The organism is Pseudomonas sp. JL2 (assembly GCF_031570495.1).
GTDB lineage: Bacteria > Pseudomonadota > Gammaproteobacteria > Pseudomonadales > Pseudomonadaceae > Aquipseudomonas > Aquipseudomonas rhizophila.
In genome coordinates this window covers 51,631-69,429 of record NZ_JAKUDH010000028.1, presented here as the reverse complement: position 1 = coordinate 69,429, position 17,799 = coordinate 51,631, and the positions used below count along the sequence as shown (strand labels likewise).

Here is a 17,799-nt window from a genome sequence, read left to right as displayed (position 1 = left end):
ACGCTTGTGTCGTAAGCGTCGTAGGGCGCTGCCTCGCTGGCTTTTTGGCACTGTGCTATCTTTCCGGCACTTATTGCATCGACCAAGAGACTTTCCATGAGTGTGGCTGTTCAGGAGACAGTGCGCCGCAAGGGCTGGAGGCAATATTTGCTTGCCGGCCTGCTGTGCTTACTGGCGCCTGTGGTTGTCGCCCAGGATCAGGCCACCACCACCCGGGCTGAACAGCGGGCCGAATCCGTCACCCAGGTTGTGTTGGGAATTCTCAGCTACGCCCGCTGGCCCGTGGAACCAGCGCAATTGCAGTTGTGCATTGTCGGGCCGACTCAATACACAGACGATTTGGTCAAGGGTACGACTCAGGCCACTGGCCGGCCTGTGACTGTGCAGCGGGTGCTGGCCGACCACCCCAGTATTGCCACTGATTGCAACGCGATCTACATCGGCAGATTGACCCATGACGAGCGCACCCGGCTGTTCGCGTCCTTGATCGGTAAACCTGTGTTGAGCATCAGTGAAGGCGGCGATCAGTGCACCGTCGGCAGCCTGTTCTGTCTGCGGGTCGCTGACGAACAGGTCTCGTTCGAGGTCAACCTGGATTCGGTGGCGCGCAGTGGCGTGCGCATTCACCCCAGCGTTTTGCAGCTTTCACGTCGCAGGCCAGCAGCCCCATGAATCTGCCCACGGCACGGATCCGTCCCACACTGGGCTCGGTCATTGGTCGCGGTCACCTGATTGTCGCGTTGGTGGCGATCACCATGGCCAGTGTCTCCCTGACGTTGCTTGGTGTACTGGCGCTGCGAGTCTATGCCGATCACAACCTGCACCTGATCGCCCGCTCGATCAGCTATACCGTTGAAGCGGCCGTGGTGTTCGATGACTCAGTGGCGGCGACCGAGGCGCTGGCTGTGATTGCCTCCACCGAAGAGGTCGCCGATGCCGAGGTGTTCAACGAGCATGGGCGTCTGCTGGCTCGCTGGCAGCGACCGGAAACCGGCTTGTTGTCGGAATTGGAAAGGCACATCGCCAAAACCTTCCTGGAAAAGCCCATCAGCCTGCCAATCATCCATCAGGGACAGAATATAGGCGCAGTTCTACTGTCGGGACATGGCGGCAGCCTTTTGCGGTTTTTGCTTAGCGGCCTGGCGGGAATTGTCCTGTGCACGGCGGTGAGCGCCTGGGTGGCGTTGTATCTGGCGCGGCGCCAGTTACGCGCAATCACCGGGCCGCTGCGCAGCCTCGCCGAGGTGGCCCATGCCGCGCGCAGCGAGCGCGCCCTCGACCGACGCGTACCGCCGGCCGCTATCGCCGAACTGGATAACCTGGGCAATGACTTCAACGCGCTGCTTGATGAGCTGGAGTCCTGGCAAACCCACCTGCAAAGCGAGAACGAAACCCTGGCTCACCAGGCCAGTCATGACAGCCTGACCGGATTGCCGAATCGGGCATTTTTCGAAGGCCGGCTGATCCGTGCACTACGCAATGCCAACAAACTCGACGAGCAGGTCGCCGTGCTCTATCTGGACAGTGACCGGTTCAAGGGTATCAACGATAACTTCGGCCATGCTGCCGGTGATGCGGTGCTGACGGCGGTGGCGACACGGGTCCGGGCACAGTTGCGTGAAGGTGACCTGGTGGCGCGCCTGGGCGGTGACGAATTTGCCGTGCTGCTTGCACCCTTGCACCGGACCGAGGATGCCGAACGGATTGCCGAGAAAATCATAGCCAGCATGGAAATGCCCATTCAATTGCCCGGCAATGCCTCGGTGCTGACCTCTCTGAGTGTCGGCATCGCCGTTTATCCTGATCATGGCGCGACACCAGGCGCCTTGCTCAATGCCGCCGATGCGGCGATGTATCAGGCCAAGCGCCTCGCCAGAGGCGGTCAACACACGGCCGGGTCGGAGCACCCGGTTGCTGATCTTCACGCCAGGAGCTGACTCGTGCGCCTATATCCTCAAATCTCCCTGCAGCGTTTCGCCGCGCTTTTGTTCATCACCGTTCTGGCCCTGACCGGCTGCCAGACGACACCCCAAAAAGGTCTTACCCCGGCGCAAGTCGCCGTGCTCAAACAACAAGGGTTCGAATTGACTGATGAGGGATGGGCTTTCGGCCTGTCCGGCAAAGTACTGTTTGGCAGCGATGTGGAAACCCTCAACCCGGCCAGTACCGAGATTGTCGAGCGAATCGGCAAGGCTCTGCTGGGGGCCGGAATCGAGCGGGTGCGGATCGATGGTCATACCGACGCATCAGGCTCGCAAACCTATAACGAACAACTGTCGATACGTCGGGCCTACAGCGTGAGCAAGGTATTGATTGGCGTGGGCATGCGCGAAGAAAACGTTCAAACACGGGGGCTGGGCAGTAGCAGGCCAGTCGCCTCCAACGACACGGTCGAGGGGCGCACCGAAAACCGTCGCGTCGCCATCGTGGTCATCGCCGACTAGTCGGCGAATACCATCTCTCGGCTCTCGCCCATCAACAATGGCTGATTCTGCTCAGTCACTTCGCGGATGTAATCCCACAACAGCGTGATGCGTTTGAGCTTCCTCAAATCCTCCCGGCAGTACATCCAGAACTGCCGGGTGACGGTGATTTCCTCCGGCAGCACCGGCAGCAGGCGCGGATCCTGGGCGGCGAGGAAGCACGGCAGGATCGCCAATGATCGTCCTTGCTGCGCTGCCACGAACTGCGCAATCACGCTGGTGCTGCGCAGGTGCGCATGGGCGCCCGGCAATACATTCGCCAAGTAGAGCAGCTCGGAACTGAACGCCAAATCATCCACGTAGCTGATGAACGAATGCTTGCTCAGGTCCGCCGGTCGGTGGATGGGAGGATGGCTGTCCAGGTATGGCTGGGTGGCGTAGAGCTGCAGTCGGTAGTCGCATAGTTTGCAGCACACATACGGGCCATGTTCGGGGCGTTCGAGGGCGATGACGATGTCGGCTTCGCGCTTGGAAAGGCTGATGAAGTGCGGCAGCGGCAGGATGTCCACGGAAATGGCCGGGTAGGCATCGACGAAATGACTCAGTTGCGGCGTGATGAAGAAGCTGCCGAAGCCCTCGGTACAGCCCATGCGCACGTGGCCGGACAACGCCACCCCAGAGCCTGACACCTGTTCGCAGGCCATGTGCAGGGTGCTTTCGATCGATTCGGCGTAACCCAGCAGACGCTGGCCTTCGGCGGTCAGGACAAAACCGTTGGTCCGGGATTTTTCGAACAGCAGCGTCCCCAATGACGTTTCCAGCGAGCTGATGCGTCGCGACACCGTGGTGTAGTCGACGGCCAGGCGCTTGGCCGCCGTGCTGGCCTTGCGGGTGCGGGCCACTTCGAGGAAAAACTTGAGGTCGTCCCAATTCAGCGACCCCAGGGAGGTGATGTTTTTTTGCATGATGGACCGGTTTTTATGTGCGTTCTTATTAGAAGTTTGCACATCTATACTCCAAAAACCGTCTCATCACCAAGGTGTCTGTCTATGCACCTTGATCTGTGCTGAACCAGCGCTCTCTATAAGAACAAGTCCCGGAGGCCAGCATGAACGTTTCCCTTACGCCCAGCGACACTGCCCTGCAAACCGTAAAATTGTTGATCGACGGCGAGTGGGTTGAATCCCAGTCCAGCGAATGGCACGACATCGTCAACCCGGCCACCCAGCAGGTACTGGCGAAAGTCCCGTTCGCCACGGCGTCGGAAGTCGATGCCGCCATTGCCGCCGCCCAGCGTGCTTTCCAGACCTGGAAGCTGACCCCCATCGGCGCGCGGATGCGCATCATGCTCAAGCTCCAGGCACTGATTCGCGAGCATTCCAAACGCATCGCCGCCGTACTGAGCGCCGAGCAGGGCAAGACTATCGCTGATGCCGAGGGCGATATTTTCCGTGGCCTGGAAGTGGTCGAACACGCCTGTTCCATCGGCACCCTGCAAATGGGCGAGTTTGCCGAGAACGTTGCCGGCGGCGTCGATACCTACACGTTGCGCCAACCGATTGGTGTGTGTGCGGGCATTACCCCGTTCAATTTCCCGGCGATGATTCCGCTGTGGATGTTCCCGATGGCCATCGCCTGCGGTAACACCTTCGTGCTCAAACCGTCGGAGCAGGATCCGCTGTCAACCATGCTGCTCGTGGAGCTGGCCATCGAGGCTGGTGTGCCGGCGGGCGTGCTCAACGTGGTGCATGGCGGCAAGGATGTGGTGGATGCCCTCTGCACCCACAAGGACATCAAGGCGGTTTCCTTTGTCGGCTCAACGGCGGTCGGCACCCACGTGTATGACCTGGCGGGTCGGCATGGCAAGCGCGTGCAGTCGATGATGGGCGCCAAGAACCATGCGGTGGTGTTGCCTGATGCCAATCGCGAACAGACCCTCAATGCTTTGGTCGGCGCCGGTTTCGGGGCGGCGGGCCAGCGTTGCATGGCCACTTCGGTGGTGGTCATGGTGGGCGCGGCCAAGCAATGGCTGCCCGAGCTCAAGGCCTTGGCGCAGAAGCTCAAGGTCAACGCCGGCAGTGAGCCGGGCACGGATGTCGGCCCGGTCATTTCCAAGCGGGCCAAGGCGCGGATTCTTGAATTGATCGAGAGTGGCGTACAGGAAGGGGCCAAGCTGGAACTTGATGGCCGTGACATCAGCGTGCCGGGTTTCGAGCAAGGCAACTTCGTCGGCCCGACCCTGTTTTCCGGCGTGACTACCAAGATGCGTATTTACACCGAAGAAATCTTTGGTCCGGTGTTGGTGGTGCTGGAAGTCGACACCCTTGATCAGGCAATCGCCCTGGTCAATGCCAACCCGTTTGGCAACGGCACCGGCCTGTTCACGCAAAGCGGGGCGGCGGCGCGTAAATTCCAGAGCGAAATCGACGTCGGCCAGGTGGGGATCAACATCCCGATTCCGGTACCGGTGCCGTTTTTCAGCTTCACCGGCTCCCGTGGTTCGAAGCTTGGCGACCTGGGCCCCTACGGCAAACAAGTGGTGCAGTTCTACACTCAGACCAAGACCGTTACCGCACGCTGGTTCGATGATGACAGCGTCAATGACGGTGTGAACACCACCATCAATCTGCGTTAAGGAGCCGGACATGAAGATCGCATTTATCGGTCTGGGCAACATGGGCGCCCCCATGGCGCGCAATCTGCTCAAGGCCGGCCACTCGCTGAACCTGTTCGACCTGAACCAGACGGTGCTGGCTGAACTGGCCACATTGGGCGGCACCATCAGCGCCTCACCTCGCGATGCGGCCCAGGGCGTGGCCCTGGTGATCACCATGTTGCCGGCTGCTGCCCATGTACGCAGCGTCTGGCTGGGTGAAGACGGTGTACTGGCCGGCATCGCCGCCGGTACGCCCGCGGTGGATTGCAGCACCATCGACCCGCAGACCGCTCGCGATGTTGCCGCCGCAGCCGCCAAACAAGGCGTAGCAATGGCTGACGCGCCAGTCTCCGGCGGCACCGGTGGCGCAGCGGCCGGCACGTTGACCTTCATGGTGGGTGCCACCGCTGAATTGTTCGCCACCCTGCAACCGGTGCTGGCGCAGATGGGCCGTAATATCGTGCATTGCGGCGACGTCGGCACCGGGCAGATCGCCAAGATCTGTAACAACCTGCTGTTGGGGATTTCCATGGTAGGCGTCAGCGAAGCCATGGCCCTGGGCGATGCCCTGGGGATCGATACGCAGGTACTGGCCGGGATCATCAACAGCTCAACAGGCCGTTGCTGGAGTTCGGACACCTACAACCCGTGGCCTGGCGTGATCGAAACAGCACCGGCGTCCCGTGGCTACACCGGGGGCTTTGGTGCCGAGCTGATGCTCAAGGACCTGGGCCTGGCTACCGAAGCGGCGCGGCAGGTTCATCAACCGGTGGTGCTAGGCGCGGTTGCGCAGCAGTTGTACCAGGCGATGAGTCAGCGGGGCGAGGGCGGCAAGGATTTTTCGGCGATTGTTAACAGCTATCGCAAGCCGCAATAAGAGCTGGGGCACCGACGCCACAGAGCCTGTGCAATTTGGAAAGCTGTTTTCCGAGAGACCATGTCGGGTGGTCTCTCGGTTTTTTGTTTCAGGCAAAGACGAAATATTTACGCACGGTCTCGACCACTTCCCACGTGCCTTTCATGCCCGGCTCGATGACGAAGATGTCACCGGCCCGCAGATGGATCGGCTCCATGCCATCGGGGGTGATGATGCAGTAGCCTTCCTGGAAATGGCAGTACTCCCACTTCACATAGTCGACGCGCCACTTGCCCGGTGTACAGATCCAGGTGCCCATGATCTTGCTGCCGTCTTCGCTGGTGTAGGCGTTGAGGTTGACGGTGTGCGGATCGCCTTCGAGTTTTTCCCATTTGCAGGCATCGAGTACGGGCAGCGGATGGGTATCGCGCAGGACGGTGATGGGGGCGGTCATGTGAACTCCGAAAGGGACAGAAGAGAGCAGGCACCCTAACGCGCGACATGATCGGGCAGATGCCTGTGCTCGACACCGGCCTATCCAGAAGCGCGCATCAGCGAGCGGTCAGGTGCGTGGCAAGGGCTTTGGCGTAGGCGGGCAAGTTGTCGAAGCGGCGGGCGCACAGCCGCAGTGAGCGTTGAGCCCAGGCCTCTTGCAGCGAGACCCATCGCCAGGAAGGTTCGGGCGGGCGCCGCGCGATCGCGGCCTTTGGCACGATGGCAATGCCCGCACCATGAGCGACCATGCGAATCACGCCATCAAAACCGTCGGCGCGAATGCGAATGTGCATGCGTCGTCCAGTGTGCAGCGCCTGTTCTTCGAGGTAGATCGCCAGCGCACTAGAAGCGTTCAGGCCTACATAATCATGGCCGAGGGTCTCATTGAAACTCAGCAGGCGACCATCAGCCAGGGGATGTTCCGAGGGCAGGATCAATACCAGCGGATCATCGCGAAAGGGTCGGGTTTCAAGGCCGGCGGTGTCCACCGCGTCGGAGATGATACCCAGGTCCGACGCGCCCTGACGCAGTGCATGGGTGATCCGTGAGCTGGGCAATTCCTGCAGATCGATGTCGAGGTTGGAATGGGCCTTGAGAAAGTCGGCCAGCAATTCCGGCAGGTATTCGGTCATGGCGCTGGTGTTGCACAACAACCGCACCCGCCCTTTGACGCCTCGGGCGTATTCGCCCAGGTCCTGTTGCAGGTGTTCGGCATGTTGCAGCAACACCCGGGCATGTTGCGCCAGCGCCTGGCCGGCCGATGTGGGTGTTACACCGCGCCGCCCGCGTTCGAGCAATTCGATCCCCAGGGAGGCCTCCATGGCCCGGACTCGGGCACTGGCCGCTGCCAGGGAGAGATGGCTGCGGGCAGCGCCGGCGGTGATGTTGCCGGTGTCGAGGATGTGCAGGTAGAGGCGCAGGTCGGTGAGGTCGAAGTGCATGGGGGATGTGATCCTGTGCCGGGTTCTGGGGTGTCTGGAACATTGTCATCGCGAGCAGGCTCGCTCCCACGAGAACAATGCAGGATCCAAGGTGGGAGCGAGCCTGCTCGCGATGGCGTCTACAGCCTCAGCAAATTCTTCAGCCTCTTGCTCGGCCAGAGGCTGTCTCAGTATATGGCAGATTTAAAACCCGACCGCCAGGGCCCACGATAGCCCCATGAACACACTCATGGCTTTCTATCAAAATCTTGGCCCTGCCCTTTCTTTGCTGGTCATAGGCACTTTCCTGCTGGCCGGCACCATCAAGGGTGTGATCGGCCTCGGCCTGCCGACCATTTCCATGGGCCTGCTCGGCCTGGCTATGGCTCCGACACAGGCTGCGGCGTTGCTCGTCATCCCGGCCACGCTGACCAATATCTGGCAACTGACCTTTGGCGGTCATCTGCAAACCCTGATCTGGCGCTTGTGGCCACTGTTGCTGGCGATTTGCATCGGCACCGCTCTGGGCACGTTGTGGTTCGATACGGTGGGTGGACCTTGGGCGGTTCGAGCATTGGGTGGCGCGTTGTTGCTGTACGCGCTGAGCGGGCTGTTGCTGCCGACATTGCGGGTCGCTGCCAGTGTTGAGCCGTGGCTCGCACCGTTCTGCGGTCTGCTCACTGGCCTCATCACTTGTGCGACGGGTGTGTTCGTCATCCCGGCGGTGCCGTACCTGCAAGCGTTGGGCTTGAGCAAGGACGAACTGGTGCAGGCGTTGGGGTTGTCATTCACGGTTTCGACACTGGCCCTGGCGGCCTGCCTGCTGTGGCGCGGCGCCTTGGGCGGTGGCGAATTAAGTGCTTCGGTGCTGGCCCTGGCGCCGGCGCTGCTGGGGATGTGGCTGGGGCAATGGCTGCGTCAGCGCATCAGCGCCGTGCTGTTCAGGCGGGTGTTTTTCATTGGCCTCGCTGTGCTCGGCGGCCATTTGCTGATCAGCGGCTAGCCGAGGACGGGCTGAGCATGTCGACGCGGCGGATCTCGAAATCGCGCTCCAGGTACTCCATGCGCTGTTCGAAAAACTGCTTCATGTGCGGCAGGTTCGAATGCACGTCCAGATGAGCCTGGGATTGCCAGATCTCATAGAAGATAAACAGGGTCGGGTCTTGCCGGTCTCGCAGCATGTGATACTCGATGCAACCGGGTTCGGCACGGCTCGGCTCCACGTAGGCACGAAACAGCGTTTCGAAGGCTTCGGCTTTTTCCGGACGGGTCTTGGCGTGCAAAATGAAACCGTGCAATTCGCTCATTGGAGTGGCTCCTGAATAAAAGTATGCGAATGCTACGGCAAGAATTGGCTGCCTATTCGTGCGTATAGGTCAAATCAGTTTTGCCGTTGCAGCGCTTACTCCGCCGCAAGCTCATCGGTACTCTGCCGCCATCATTTTCAATCTTTCCATTGGGTGACCGTTCAACCGTGTCCCCTGGAATCCGATGAGGCTCTCCATGAAAAAAGTCCTGCTGCTCAACGGTGGTAAACAATTCGCTCACTCCGACGGTCGCTATAACGCCACCCTCCATGATGCGGCGGTCAGCGTGTTGGACCGTGGCGGGTTCGATGTGAAAACCACGTTCATCGACGGTGGTTACGACATCAAGGAAGAAGTTGCCAAATTCCTCTGGGCCGACGTGATCATTTACCAGATGCCAGGCTGGTGGATGGGCGCGCCGTGGACCGTCAAGAAATACGTCGATGAGGTCTTCACCGAAGGCCATGGCAGCCTCTACGCCAGCGACGGCCGCACCCGCTCCGATGCTTCGCAGAAATACGGCAGCGGTGGTTTGTTACAGGGCAAGCAATACATGTTGTCGCTGACCTGGAACGCCCCGCAGCAAGCCTTCGATGACCCGACCGACTTCTTTGAAGCCAAGGGTGTGGACGCTGTGTACTTTCCGTTCCACAAGGCCAACCAGTTCCTGGGCATGAGCGGATTGCCAACCTTCCTGTCTGTGGACGTGATGAAACGCCCGAATATCGAGGCCGATGTGGCGCGTTATGAGCAGCACTTGATTGAGGTGTTCGGCCTGAAGGCGTGACCTTTCTTTTGTCACGTATCCCGATACTATCCTGGGGCTCGGGTCCGCTTTGCGGCCCGGCGGGGATAGATTCCCTCGCCACAAGAGAGCGCAGTCGACAGGGGGATACGTGAAAGCCAGATCCGACGAATTACAGATTTTCGTCTGCGTGATCGAGTGCGGTTCGATATCCGCCGCCGCCGAGCAGGTCGGGCAGACGCCGTCTGCGGTCAGTCGCACCTTGTCGCGCCTGGAAGCCAAGCTCGATACCACGCTGATCAACCGCACCACGCGGCGCATGGACCTGACCGAAGAGGGCAAGTATTTCTTCGAGCAGGCCAAGGGCATTCTCGACCAGATGGATGAGCTGGAGGAGCGTCTGTCGTCTCGCCAGAAAAACCCGGCGGGGCGGTTGCGGATCAATGCGGCTTCGCCTTTCATGTTGCACGCTATTGTGCCGCATATCGAAGAGTTCCGCGGGCTCTACCCGGATATCCAGCTCGAACTCAACAGCAACGACCTGATCATCGATTTGCTCGAGCAAAGTACCGACATAGCGATCCGCATCGGCACCCTCAGCGACTCGACGCTACATGCCCGATCCCTGGGGTGCAGTCCGCTGCATATCCTGGCCAGCCCGGCCTATCTGAAGCAGCACGGTACACCTGCCACTGTCGCCGAACTGGCCCGGCATGCACTGTTGGGGTTTGCCCAGAATGAGGGCCTCAATCAGTGGCCGCTGCGCCACGAGCACGGTGATCGTTGGCCGATCCAGCCTGCCATCAGCGCGTCCAGTGGCGAAACCGTGCGTCACTTGGCGCTGCAAGGGCAGGGCATAGCGTGCCTGTCGGACTTCATGACCCGTGAAGACATCCGTGCCGGCCAGCTCAAGGTGCTGCTGGCCGATGCCAACAGCGGATATCGCCAACCGATCAACGCGGTGTATTACCGCAACTCCCAACTGGCTCTGAGGATCCAGTGCTTTCTGGACTTCATCCAGGGCAAGCTCGCCGAATACGCCTCGCGGGAATTCAAAGGCTGATTCGTGGCTTCAAGGCGAGTGTGGTTTGGGTTCGGGGGCTGGCCGATGCGCGCGTACGTCGGTGAGCGGCTGTGAAGCGGCGCTCGTTTGTCGTCAGCCGCGCAGATGAGTCAGCGGCAGTTCGGTGCTGTTGAGCACCTGGTTCAACACGAAGCTGGACCGCACACTGGTGACCCCGTCAATCCGGGTCAGGTGCCCCAGCAGCAGTTTCTGATAATGGTCCATGTCCGGCACCACGACCTTGAGCTGGTAATCCGCATCCATGCCGGTCACCAGGCTGCATTCCAACACCTGGGGCAAATTGCGGATGGCGGCTTCGAAGTTCTCGAAACGTTCAGGGGTGTGGCGGTCCATGCCGATGAGCACGTAGGCCGTCAGGCTCAGGCCGAGCATTTTGCGGTCGAGCAGGGCGACCTGACGGGTAATGTAGCCGTCGTCTTCCAGTTGCTTGACCCGCCGCGAGCAGGGGGACGGCGACAGGCCGATGCGTTCGGCCAGCTCCTGATTGGAGATGCGCGCGTCGCGCTGCAATTCCGCCAGAATGCTCAGGTCGTAACGGTCGAGTTTGCTCATTGGTCGGGCCTTTGTCTGGATAATTGCTGGATATTATCTATCGCGGGTAAAAAATTGCGCAAGTGATGTTTATTTACGCAATCTTCGCAATCATTCGTCGGTACTCCGAGCCTATTCTTATCACCAAGATCACTGCTCGGACAAACAGTCCAGTGCGGCCCGCCCAATCCGGCCGGCCGCGGTCGCAGCACCCACCGGTGTCTGGCAGACCCCCGAGCTGCACACTGTCCAGAAGACGGCGTGAGGTGAGCCGACGTCAAAAGCGTCGCGCACGGACGAAGTTCTCAAGGGGAGGCCGACGGGCCTCCCTTTTTTATGCCTGCGAAATAATGGCGGCGGCTGATAATCTGTCGCAGAACCGGCCTAGGCTTTTCCAGTCTCATTCATCAGGCCCTGAACCGTTGTGAGGAATTTCATGAAGTCGCGCATCTGGCGTTTGGCAGGTGTTGGTCTGTTGTGGGCAAGTGTCAGTGCGCAGGGAGTGGCCGACGATCAGCAAAATCGTGGCGGCCCGGACGGGAGAGGTGGCAATGGCCAGGGTTATTCAGGCCAACCCCGGCCACAGAGCAACGAAATCATTCGCGGCGACAACAGCCGCCAGTTTGAGGTCCAGCCTCACGCTCAAGGCGGCCAGCCCTACAACCGCCCGCCGCAAGACCCCAATGGTCGTCCGCCGCAGCCACCGGGTAACAGCCTGCCGATCCAGGGCCGCCCCGACAGCGTGACCCAGACCCAGGAGCCGAGGCCGGGTTACTACCGCGATATTCCGCGCCGCAGTGATGGCTATCCGAGCGGTGGGCCACGCCCCAGCCATGACCCTCGCCCTGATCAGCACTGGTCCGGTCGGCCGGACGGTCATGGCAACGGCTGGGGGCCGGGCCCGCAATATCGTCCTGGGTATGTAATCGATCGTTTTCCGGATCGTCACTACCGCGTGCCTTACCGTGGCCATGACTATTTTTATTCGGGCGGTTACTGGTATCGCCCCCAAGGGCCGCGCTATATCGTGGTTGAGCCGCCGCGGGGAATCCGTACCCGTTATCTGCCCGATTATGCCCGGGAAGTCTGGATCGGCGGTTCGCTGTTTTTCCTCGCCGCCGGTGCCTATTACATCTACGAAGCCAACACCCGGGACTACGTCGTCGTTGACGCGCCGGTGAGCAACCCGCAGCCCCAGCCCCAAGGCAACAGCTACGATGTGGTGGCTTATCCAGCCAACGGCCAGTCTCCCGAGCAGGTCAATCAGGATGGCTACGAATGCTATCGCTGGGCGGTGCAGCAGAGCGGTTTCGATCCGCGCAACTACACCTACCCACCCGCGCCGCAAGTGGTGCAGACCTATCGCCAAGCCCAGGGGAGTTGCTTGAGCAGTCGTGGGTATCAGGTGACGTACTGATCACTCGAAAGAAAAACACTNACCCACCCGCGCCGCAAGTGGTGCAGACCTATCGCCAAGCCCAGGGGAGTTGCTTGAGCAGTCGTGGGTATCAGGTGACGTACTGATCACTCGAAAGAAAAACACTCCCCTGTGGCGAGGGAGCTTGCTCCCGCTCGGTTGCGCAGCGACCGTAAAATCTTGGGCCTGCTGCGCAGGCCAGCGGGAGCAAGCTCCCTCGCCACGGGGTTCTGTGTTCGGCGTCAGGCGCTGGTGCGCTTCACCACTTCCGACGGATCGGCATGCACCAACACTTCCGCCTTCGGATAGGCGCGGTGTATGGCATCGGCGGCCTGGTCGCTGATGCCGTGGGCTACGGACAGGGTCAGTTCTCCCGGCAGTTCCAGATGCAGTTGCACGAACCAATGGTTACCTGAGATCCGCGTGCGCAGATCGTGGGCACCCAGTACCCCGGGCACCGCGCAGGCCAGTTCCAGCATGCGCTGGCTGACGTCGGGCGGCAGTTCCTCATCCATCAATACCGCGAAGCTTTCCCGGGCGATCTGGATCGCGCTCCACAGGATGTAGACGGCGATGCCCAGGCCGAACCAGGCATCGAGTTGATGCCAGCCCAACCCGGCCAGCACCAGGGCGACCAGGATGCTGCCGTTGAGCAACAGATCCGAGCGATAGTGCAGCGAGTCGGCGCGTACGGCGTTGGAGCCGGTGGCGCGGACGACCCGATGTTGCAGCGCCAACAAGGCCAGGGTCAGCCCCAGGGAGAATACGATCACGCCGACACTGAGCCAGGCCGCTTCCACCGGGACCGGGTTTTTCAGACGCTCAAACGCCTGTAGCGCAATCAACACCGCACTGCCGCCGATGAACAATGCCTGGGCCATGCCGGCCAGGGACTCGGCTTTGCCGTGGCCGTAACGATGGTCCTCGTCGGCGGGGCGCAATGCGTAATGCACCGCCAGCAGGTTGAGCAGCGACGTGACGCCGTCCAGCGCCGAGTCGGTCAGGCCGGCGAGCATGCTCACCGAGCCGCTCAGCCACCAGGCCAGTGCCTTGGCAATGACCAGAATAAGCGCCACGGCCACCGAAGCACGGGTGGCCAGACGCAGCAGACGGGCATGTTCGGTGCTGGTGGTCATGGCGCGGTCGTTCCTTCAATAGCGCCCATCACGCGGCCGGTTTAAGCCCGAGGGCGGCCAGTTGCTGGGCGTTGCCCTTGCTTTGGATCAAACGTGGGTCGTCCAGGGGGAAACTGCGGCCCAGTTCGCTCTCCAAAATCGCTTGCAGCTTTTGGTTGTTGACGCTGCCGTCGGCGTTGATCGCCGGCTTGAGCTTTTCTGGCTCGATCTGGACGCTTCTGCCGGGCTCGAAATAAATCGCCCCGGTGGCGAAGTCCACGGCGAACGCGATCAGGCCGGGGATGATGTAGAACAGCAGGCCGACGGCGTCCAGCGCGGCAATCGCCGGGTCGATCTTGCCATCGATCTGGCCGCGACGGTCGGGGTAGAAGATCGAGCCGCAGGCGCTGATCTGGGTCAGCAGGGAGGCGACCAGAACGCCGCCGATCACGCGAAAGGGAATACGCATAGCAATCTCCTGAGCAGGTAAAGGCGTTGCTGGTTGGAGTCCAGACCACGCTAAACAGTTCGCCGTTATACTCGGCCCTCTGTTTTGGAGCCAGCATGATTTCTTTGCCGATTGATGAAGTTTTACCTGCCCTGCGTCAAGCCTTGGCGTCGCGTCACGAAGCCGTGCTCGAAGCGCCGCCCGGCGCTGGTAAAACCACCCGCGTCCCCTTGGCCCTGTTGAATGAGTCCTGGTTGGCCGGGCAGACGATTCTGATGCTTGAGCCCCGGCGCCTGGCGGCACGGGCGGCGGCCGAGCGACTGGCCAGCGAGCTGGGGGAAAAGGTCGGTGAAACCGTCGGCTACCGAATTCGTCTCGACAGCAAGGTGGGCCCCAAGACCCGCATTGAAGTGGTCACCGAAGGCATCCTCACCAGGCGCTTGCAGGACGACCCGGCGCTGGAGGGTGTGGGGCTGCTGATTTTTGATGAGTTCCACGAACGCAGTCTCGACGCCGACCTGGCCCTGGCCTTGAGTCTCAATGGCCGCGAGCTGTTTCGCGACGACCAGCCGCTGAAAATCCTGCTGATGTCCGCGACGCTGGAAGGCGAGCGTCTGGCCGGGTTGTTGGACGACGCGCCGATCCTGCGCAGTGAGGGGCGCATGTTCCCGGTGACGGTGCGCTGGGGCCGGCCGTTCCAGCCCGGCGAGTTCATCGAGCCGCGCCTGGTGCAGACCGTGCTCGAAGCCCTGCACGATGAAACCGGCAGCGTGCTGGTGTTCTTGCCTGGGCAAGCGGAGATCCGCCGGGTTCATCAGCAACTGGCCGATGCCTTGGGTGAAGGCGGTAATGTGCTGCTCTGTCCATTGCATGGCGAGCTGGACCTCGCCGCCCAACGCGCGGCCATCGACCCGGCGCCGCCCGGCCAGCGCAAAGTGGTGCTGGCCACCAACATCGCCGAAACCAGCCTGACCATCAATGGCGTGCGGGTGGTGATCGATGCCGGATTGGCGCGAGTGCCACGTTTCGATCCGGGCAGCGGCATGACCCGCCTCGACACCCAGCGGATTTCCCGGGCCAGCGCCACTCAGCGGGCCGGGCGGGCCGGGCGTCTGGAGCCGGGGGTGTGCTATCGGTTGTGGTCCGAAGACCAGCACGAACAACTGGCCGCTTATGGCAGCGCAGAGATTCTTTCGGCGGACCTGGCCGGGCTGGCTCTGCAATTGGGGCGTTGGGGCGTGACGCCGCAGCAATTGGTCTGGCTCGACATCCCGCCCACCGCCGCTTATGCCCAGGCGCAGGAGCTGCTGCAACGCCTGGGCGCGCTGGACGGCGAGCAACTGACCCGTCATGGCCAAGCCATGGCCGAACTGCCGGCTCACCCGCGCATCGCGCATTTGTTGCTGCGCGGGCAGTCGCTGGGGCTGGCGGACATGGCGTGCAACGTCGCGGCGCTGTTGGGTGAGCGAGACATTCTGCGTGGCGCCGGGGCGGACCTGCACACGCGCCTGGCGTTGCTGTCCGGTGAAGAGCGGGCGGCCCGTGGCGCCCAGGGCGGGGTACAGCGGGCGCGGCAACTGGCCCGGCAATATCGCGGTTACCTGCGGGGCAAAGCCGAAGACGCCGTCGCCGACCCCGAACATCCGCGCTGGCTGGGCGCTTTACTGGCGTTGGCCTACCCGGATCGCGTCGCTCAACAGCGGCGGCCCGGCGGGGCGGAGTATCGCCTGGCCAACGGCCGTGCAGCGTTGTTTGCCGAAGCGGACAGCCTGATGAAACAGCCGTGGCTGGTGATCGCCGACCTGGGCAGCCGACAGGGGCAGCGGGAAGAGCGAATCTACCTGGCGACGGATTTCGAGCCGGCGCTGTTTGATTCGGTGTTGGCCGAACAGGTGCGCACGGTGGATCAACTGGATTGGGACGAGCGTGAAGGCGTGCTGCGGGCCGAGCGCCAGCGCAAGGTCGGCGAACTGGTGCTCAGCCGTGAGCCACTGACCGGCCTGGATGAGTCGGCGCGCAGCCAGGCGCTGGTGAACCTGGTACGGCGCAAGGGACTGGAGTTGCTGCCCTGGACGCCGGAGCTGCGGCAATGGCAGGCGCGGGTGGCACTGTTGCGCCGGCTCGACCTGGAGGCCAAGAGCGAGAGTGATTGGCCAGATGTCAGCGACGGAGCGCTACTGAACACGCTTGAGCAATGGTTGATGCCGTACCTGGGACGCGTGTCACGTCTCAGCCATTTCGCCAACCTGGACCTGTCGAGTATTGTCCACAACCTGCTGCCCTGGCCCTTGCCGCAACGGCTGGATGAATGGGCACCCCATCATCTGAGCGTGCCCTCGGGCTCGTCGATTCGCCTGGACTACAGCGAACACCCGCCGATTCTCGCGGTACGCTTGCAGGAACTGTTCGGCCTGGCCGACACCCCACGCATTGCCGGCGGCCGACAGGTCGTCAAACTGCACCTGTTGTCACCGGCGCGGCGACCGGTGCAGGTGACCCAGGATCTGGCGAATTTCTGGCGCAGCACCTATGCCGAAGTGAAGAAAGACCTCAAGGGACGTTATCCCAAGCATTACTGGCCGGACGATCCGCTAGTGGCCGAAGCCACGGCCCGGATCAAACCCCGTAAGTGATAAAGCGCCGGTTTGGCCCGCCAGCACGGCGGCGCAAATGGTAGATTCACCGGCCCATCAACTGCTTTATACGCAGTCTCGGTTACTTGGCTTCAGATTCGGAACAGTTCATGGCAAAGAAACCAGCAGCGCCCACCTCCCAGGCACCGATGACCTTGGCCACCAGGGGTTCGAGCCTGACGTTGATCGATGTGGCAAAGATTGCAGGCGTCTCGCCAATGACCGTTTCCAGGGCTTTGCATCGCCCGGAGCTGGTGAGCGAGAACACGCGGGAGAAGGTCCGCGAAGCGGTGCGCCAATCGGGCTATGTGCCGAACATGCTGGCGGGTAGCCTGGCGAGCAACAAAAGTCGTCTGGTGGCGATTTTCCTTCCAACCATCGCTAACTCCATTTTTGCAGACACCGTGCAATCGCTGATGGACCGCCTGACCCAAGCGGGCTATCAAACCCTGCTCGGTCTGACCGGCTACAGCGCGGAGCAGGAAGAAAAACTGCTTGAAGCCGTACTCGGTCGTCGTCCGGACGGCATCGTATTGACCGGTACGCTTCATACCGAATCAAGCCGCTTGCGACTCGCCCAGGCGGGAATTCCCGTGGTCGAGGCCTGGGATCTGAGTGAAGACCCTTTGGACATGCTGGTTGGCTTCTCCCATGAAAAAGTCGGGCAAGAGACCGCGCGACATTTGCTTGAAAAGGGTTACCAGCGCTTTTCCGTGGTGACCATCAGCGACCCGCGTGGCCTGCGTCGCTGCAACAGTCTTATCGCCGAGCTGCAGCGCCAGGGCATTGAGGAGGTGCCGATGGAAGTCCTGGCGCCCCCCGCCACGCTGGAGGTGGGGCGCGAGGGGCTGCGGCGGCTGCTGGATCTGCCGGTGCGCCCCGACATCGTGGTGTGCAGCTCCGATACCGTGGCTCAAGGTGTGTTGGCGCAAGCCGCCAGCCTTGGCTTGAAGGTGCCCGCTGACTTGGCCGTCATGGGCTTCGGGAATCTCAGCAGCGCGGCGCAGGTTTACCCGGCGCTGTCGACCGTCAGCGTCGACGGCGGCAGGATTGGCCTGCAAGTGGCTGAAGCACTGCTTGAACGATTCGACAATCCCGGCGCCCATCTCAAACCCGTGCGAATTGACACCGGCTTCACGTTCATCGACCGCGCCAGTACCTGAGCCTGG

18 protein-coding genes are annotated in these 17,799 nt (G+C 61.7%); 11 read left to right on the top strand and 7 right to left on the bottom strand.

The window, feature by feature from the left end; genetic code table 11:
* Positions 1 to 96 precede the first annotated feature (96 nt).
* Genes MKS85_RS25880 through MKS85_RS25870 form a run of 3 tightly spaced genes read left to right on the top strand, consistent with a single transcriptional unit; the run spans position 97 to position 2,444 of the window.
* Positions 97 to 672 (top strand): YfiR family protein, encoded by a 576-nt coding sequence (locus MKS85_RS25880; RefSeq protein ID WP_076386458.1) that lies wholly within the window; start codon positions 97 to 99, stop codon positions 670 to 672.
* Complete coding sequence (locus MKS85_RS25875; RefSeq protein ID WP_047229522.1) at positions 669 to 1,937, top strand: diguanylate cyclase domain-containing protein; 1,269 nt, start codon at positions 669 to 671, stop codon at positions 1,935 to 1,937. Before MKS85_RS25880 ends, MKS85_RS25875 begins: the two co-directional genes overlap by 4 nt.
* A 3-nt stretch (positions 1,938 to 1,940) precedes the next feature.
* On the top strand, positions 1,941 to 2,444 hold the full coding sequence (locus MKS85_RS25870) for an OmpA family protein (RefSeq protein WP_188252436.1): 504 nt from the start codon (positions 1,941 to 1,943) through the stop codon (positions 2,442 to 2,444).
* On the opposite strand, the gene MKS85_RS25865 is transcribed toward MKS85_RS25870, so the two are convergent.
* Positions 2,441 to 3,388, bottom strand: a complete 948-nt coding sequence (locus tag MKS85_RS25865; protein ID WP_107322983.1) for a LysR family transcriptional regulator — start codon at positions 3,386 to 3,388, stop codon at positions 2,441 to 2,443. The genes MKS85_RS25870 and MKS85_RS25865 overlap by 4 nt on opposite strands.
* A 143-nt stretch (positions 3,389 to 3,531) precedes the next feature.
* On the opposite strand from MKS85_RS25865, the gene MKS85_RS25860 reads away from it, so the two are divergent.
* Together MKS85_RS25860 and mmsB are read left to right on the top strand one after the other, a co-directional pair.
* Positions 3,532 to 5,058, top strand: a complete 1,527-nt coding sequence (locus tag MKS85_RS25860; protein WP_188252435.1) for a CoA-acylating methylmalonate-semialdehyde dehydrogenase — start codon at positions 3,532 to 3,534, stop codon at positions 5,056 to 5,058.
* A 10-nt stretch (positions 5,059 to 5,068) separates the two neighbouring features.
* A complete protein-coding gene (mmsB, locus tag MKS85_RS25855) occupies positions 5,069 to 5,956 on the top strand; it encodes a 3-hydroxyisobutyrate dehydrogenase (RefSeq protein ID WP_139051222.1) in 888 nt (295 codons plus the stop codon).
* A gap of 88 nt (positions 5,957 to 6,044) precedes the next feature.
* On the opposite strand, the gene MKS85_RS25850 is transcribed toward mmsB, so the two are convergent.
* The gene (locus tag MKS85_RS25850) at positions 6,045 to 6,389 is read right to left on the bottom strand and encodes a cupin domain-containing protein (RefSeq protein ID WP_047229527.1); all 345 of its coding nucleotides are present in this window, start codon (positions 6,387 to 6,389) and stop codon (positions 6,045 to 6,047) included.
* Positions 6,390 to 6,486: 97 nt separating this feature from the next.
* The gene (locus MKS85_RS25845) at positions 6,487 to 7,371 is read right to left on the bottom strand and encodes a LysR substrate-binding domain-containing protein (RefSeq protein ID WP_188252434.1); all 885 of its coding nucleotides are present in this window, start codon (positions 7,369 to 7,371) and stop codon (positions 6,487 to 6,489) included.
* A gap of 217 nt (positions 7,372 to 7,588) precedes the next feature.
* Here MKS85_RS25845 and MKS85_RS25840 point away from each other — a divergent pair, with 217 nt between their 5' ends.
* Complete coding sequence (locus MKS85_RS25840) at positions 7,589 to 8,353, top strand: sulfite exporter TauE/SafE family protein (protein ID WP_188252433.1); 765 nt, start codon at positions 7,589 to 7,591, stop codon at positions 8,351 to 8,353.
* On the opposite strand, the gene MKS85_RS25835 is transcribed toward MKS85_RS25840, so the two are convergent.
* Complete coding sequence (locus MKS85_RS25835) at positions 8,343 to 8,657, bottom strand: putative quinol monooxygenase (RefSeq protein ID WP_047229530.1); 315 nt, start codon at positions 8,655 to 8,657, stop codon at positions 8,343 to 8,345. The genes MKS85_RS25840 and MKS85_RS25835 overlap by 11 nt on opposite strands.
* 196 nt (positions 8,658 to 8,853) lie before the next feature.
* Here MKS85_RS25835 and MKS85_RS25830 point away from each other — a divergent pair, with 196 nt between their 5' ends.
* Complete coding sequence (locus MKS85_RS25830; protein WP_047229531.1) at positions 8,854 to 9,444, top strand: NAD(P)H-dependent oxidoreductase; 591 nt, start codon at positions 8,854 to 8,856, stop codon at positions 9,442 to 9,444.
* 109 nt (positions 9,445 to 9,553) lie between these two features.
* Positions 9,554 to 10,465 (top strand): LysR family transcriptional regulator, encoded by a 912-nt coding sequence (locus MKS85_RS25825; RefSeq protein ID WP_076386452.1) that lies wholly within the window; start codon positions 9,554 to 9,556, stop codon positions 10,463 to 10,465.
* A gap of 93 nt (positions 10,466 to 10,558) precedes the next feature.
* Here the strand turns inward: MKS85_RS25825 and MKS85_RS25820 are convergent, their stop codons facing one another.
* Positions 10,559 to 11,038: an Lrp/AsnC family transcriptional regulator gene (locus MKS85_RS25820; protein WP_047229533.1), complete on the bottom strand. Its 480-nt coding sequence runs from the start codon at positions 11,036 to 11,038 to the stop codon at positions 10,559 to 10,561.
* Between the two features lie 415 nt (positions 11,039 to 11,453).
* Between MKS85_RS25820 and MKS85_RS25815 the strand changes: the two genes are divergently transcribed.
* A complete protein-coding gene (locus tag MKS85_RS25815; RefSeq protein ID WP_107322980.1) occupies positions 11,454 to 12,434 on the top strand; it encodes a DUF6515 family protein in 981 nt (326 codons plus the stop codon).
* Positions 12,435 to 12,676: 242 nt separating this feature from the next.
* On the opposite strand, the gene MKS85_RS25810 is transcribed toward MKS85_RS25815, so the two are convergent.
* Together MKS85_RS25810 and MKS85_RS25805 are read right to left on the bottom strand one after the other, a co-directional pair.
* On the bottom strand, positions 12,677 to 13,570 hold the full coding sequence (locus MKS85_RS25810; protein ID WP_047229535.1) for a cation diffusion facilitator family transporter: 894 nt from the start codon (positions 13,568 to 13,570) through the stop codon (positions 12,677 to 12,679).
* A gap of 28 nt (positions 13,571 to 13,598) precedes the next feature.
* Positions 13,599 to 14,018 (bottom strand): hypothetical protein, encoded by a 420-nt coding sequence (locus tag MKS85_RS25805; RefSeq protein ID WP_047229536.1) that lies wholly within the window; start codon positions 14,016 to 14,018, stop codon positions 13,599 to 13,601.
* Between the two features lie 95 nt (positions 14,019 to 14,113).
* Here MKS85_RS25805 and hrpB point away from each other — a divergent pair, with 95 nt between their 5' ends.
* Positions 14,114 to 16,630, top strand: a complete 2,517-nt coding sequence (hrpB, locus tag MKS85_RS25800; protein WP_047229537.1) for an ATP-dependent helicase HrpB — start codon at positions 14,114 to 14,116, stop codon at positions 16,628 to 16,630.
* Between the two features lie 110 nt (positions 16,631 to 16,740).
* Entirely contained in the window at positions 16,741 to 17,793 is a 1,053-nt protein-coding gene (locus MKS85_RS25795) for a LacI family DNA-binding transcriptional regulator (RefSeq protein ID WP_310663160.1), read from the top strand.
* Positions 17,794 to 17,799 lie beyond the last annotated feature (6 nt).

What these genes read in the sequence shown, in the direction of transcription:
- MKS85_RS25880 (WP_076386458.1), top strand. Translation starts at nt 97, where the DNA reads ATGAGTGTGGCTGTTCAGGAGACAGTGCGCCGCAAGGGCTGGAGGCAA.
- MKS85_RS25875 (WP_047229522.1), top strand. Translation starts at nt 669, where the DNA reads ATGAATCTGCCCACGGCACGGATCCGTCCCACACTGGGCTCGGTCATT.
- MKS85_RS25865 (WP_107322983.1), bottom strand. Translation starts at nt 3,388, where the DNA reads ATGCAAAAAAACATCACCTCCCTGGGGTCGCTGAATTGGGACGACCTC.
- MKS85_RS25860 (WP_188252435.1), top strand. Translation starts at nt 3,532, where the DNA reads ATGAACGTTTCCCTTACGCCCAGCGACACTGCCCTGCAAACCGTAAAA.
- mmsB (WP_139051222.1), top strand. Translation starts at nt 5,069, where the DNA reads ATGAAGATCGCATTTATCGGTCTGGGCAACATGGGCGCCCCCATGGCG.
- MKS85_RS25850 (WP_047229527.1), bottom strand. Translation starts at nt 6,389, where the DNA reads ATGACCGCCCCCATCACCGTCCTGCGCGATACCCATCCGCTGCCCGTA.
- MKS85_RS25845 (WP_188252434.1), bottom strand. Translation starts at nt 7,371, where the DNA reads ATGCACTTCGACCTCACCGACCTGCGCCTCTACCTGCACATCCTCGAC.
- MKS85_RS25840 (WP_188252433.1), top strand. Translation starts at nt 7,589, where the DNA reads ATGAACACACTCATGGCTTTCTATCAAAATCTTGGCCCTGCCCTTTCT.
- MKS85_RS25835 (WP_047229530.1), bottom strand. Translation starts at nt 8,657, where the DNA reads ATGAGCGAATTGCACGGTTTCATTTTGCACGCCAAGACCCGTCCGGAA.
- MKS85_RS25830 (WP_047229531.1), top strand. Translation starts at nt 8,854, where the DNA reads ATGAAAAAAGTCCTGCTGCTCAACGGTGGTAAACAATTCGCTCACTCC.
- MKS85_RS25820 (WP_047229533.1), bottom strand. Translation starts at nt 11,038, where the DNA reads ATGAGCAAACTCGACCGTTACGACCTGAGCATTCTGGCGGAATTGCAG.
- MKS85_RS25815 (WP_107322980.1), top strand. Translation starts at nt 11,454, where the DNA reads ATGAAGTCGCGCATCTGGCGTTTGGCAGGTGTTGGTCTGTTGTGGGCA.
- MKS85_RS25810 (WP_047229535.1), bottom strand. Translation starts at nt 13,570, where the DNA reads ATGACCACCAGCACCGAACATGCCCGTCTGCTGCGTCTGGCCACCCGT.
- MKS85_RS25805 (WP_047229536.1), bottom strand. Translation starts at nt 14,018, where the DNA reads ATGCGTATTCCCTTTCGCGTGATCGGCGGCGTTCTGGTCGCCTCCCTG.
- hrpB (WP_047229537.1), top strand. Translation starts at nt 14,114, where the DNA reads ATGATTTCTTTGCCGATTGATGAAGTTTTACCTGCCCTGCGTCAAGCC.
- MKS85_RS25795 (WP_310663160.1), top strand. Translation starts at nt 16,741, where the DNA reads ATGGCAAAGAAACCAGCAGCGCCCACCTCCCAGGCACCGATGACCTTG.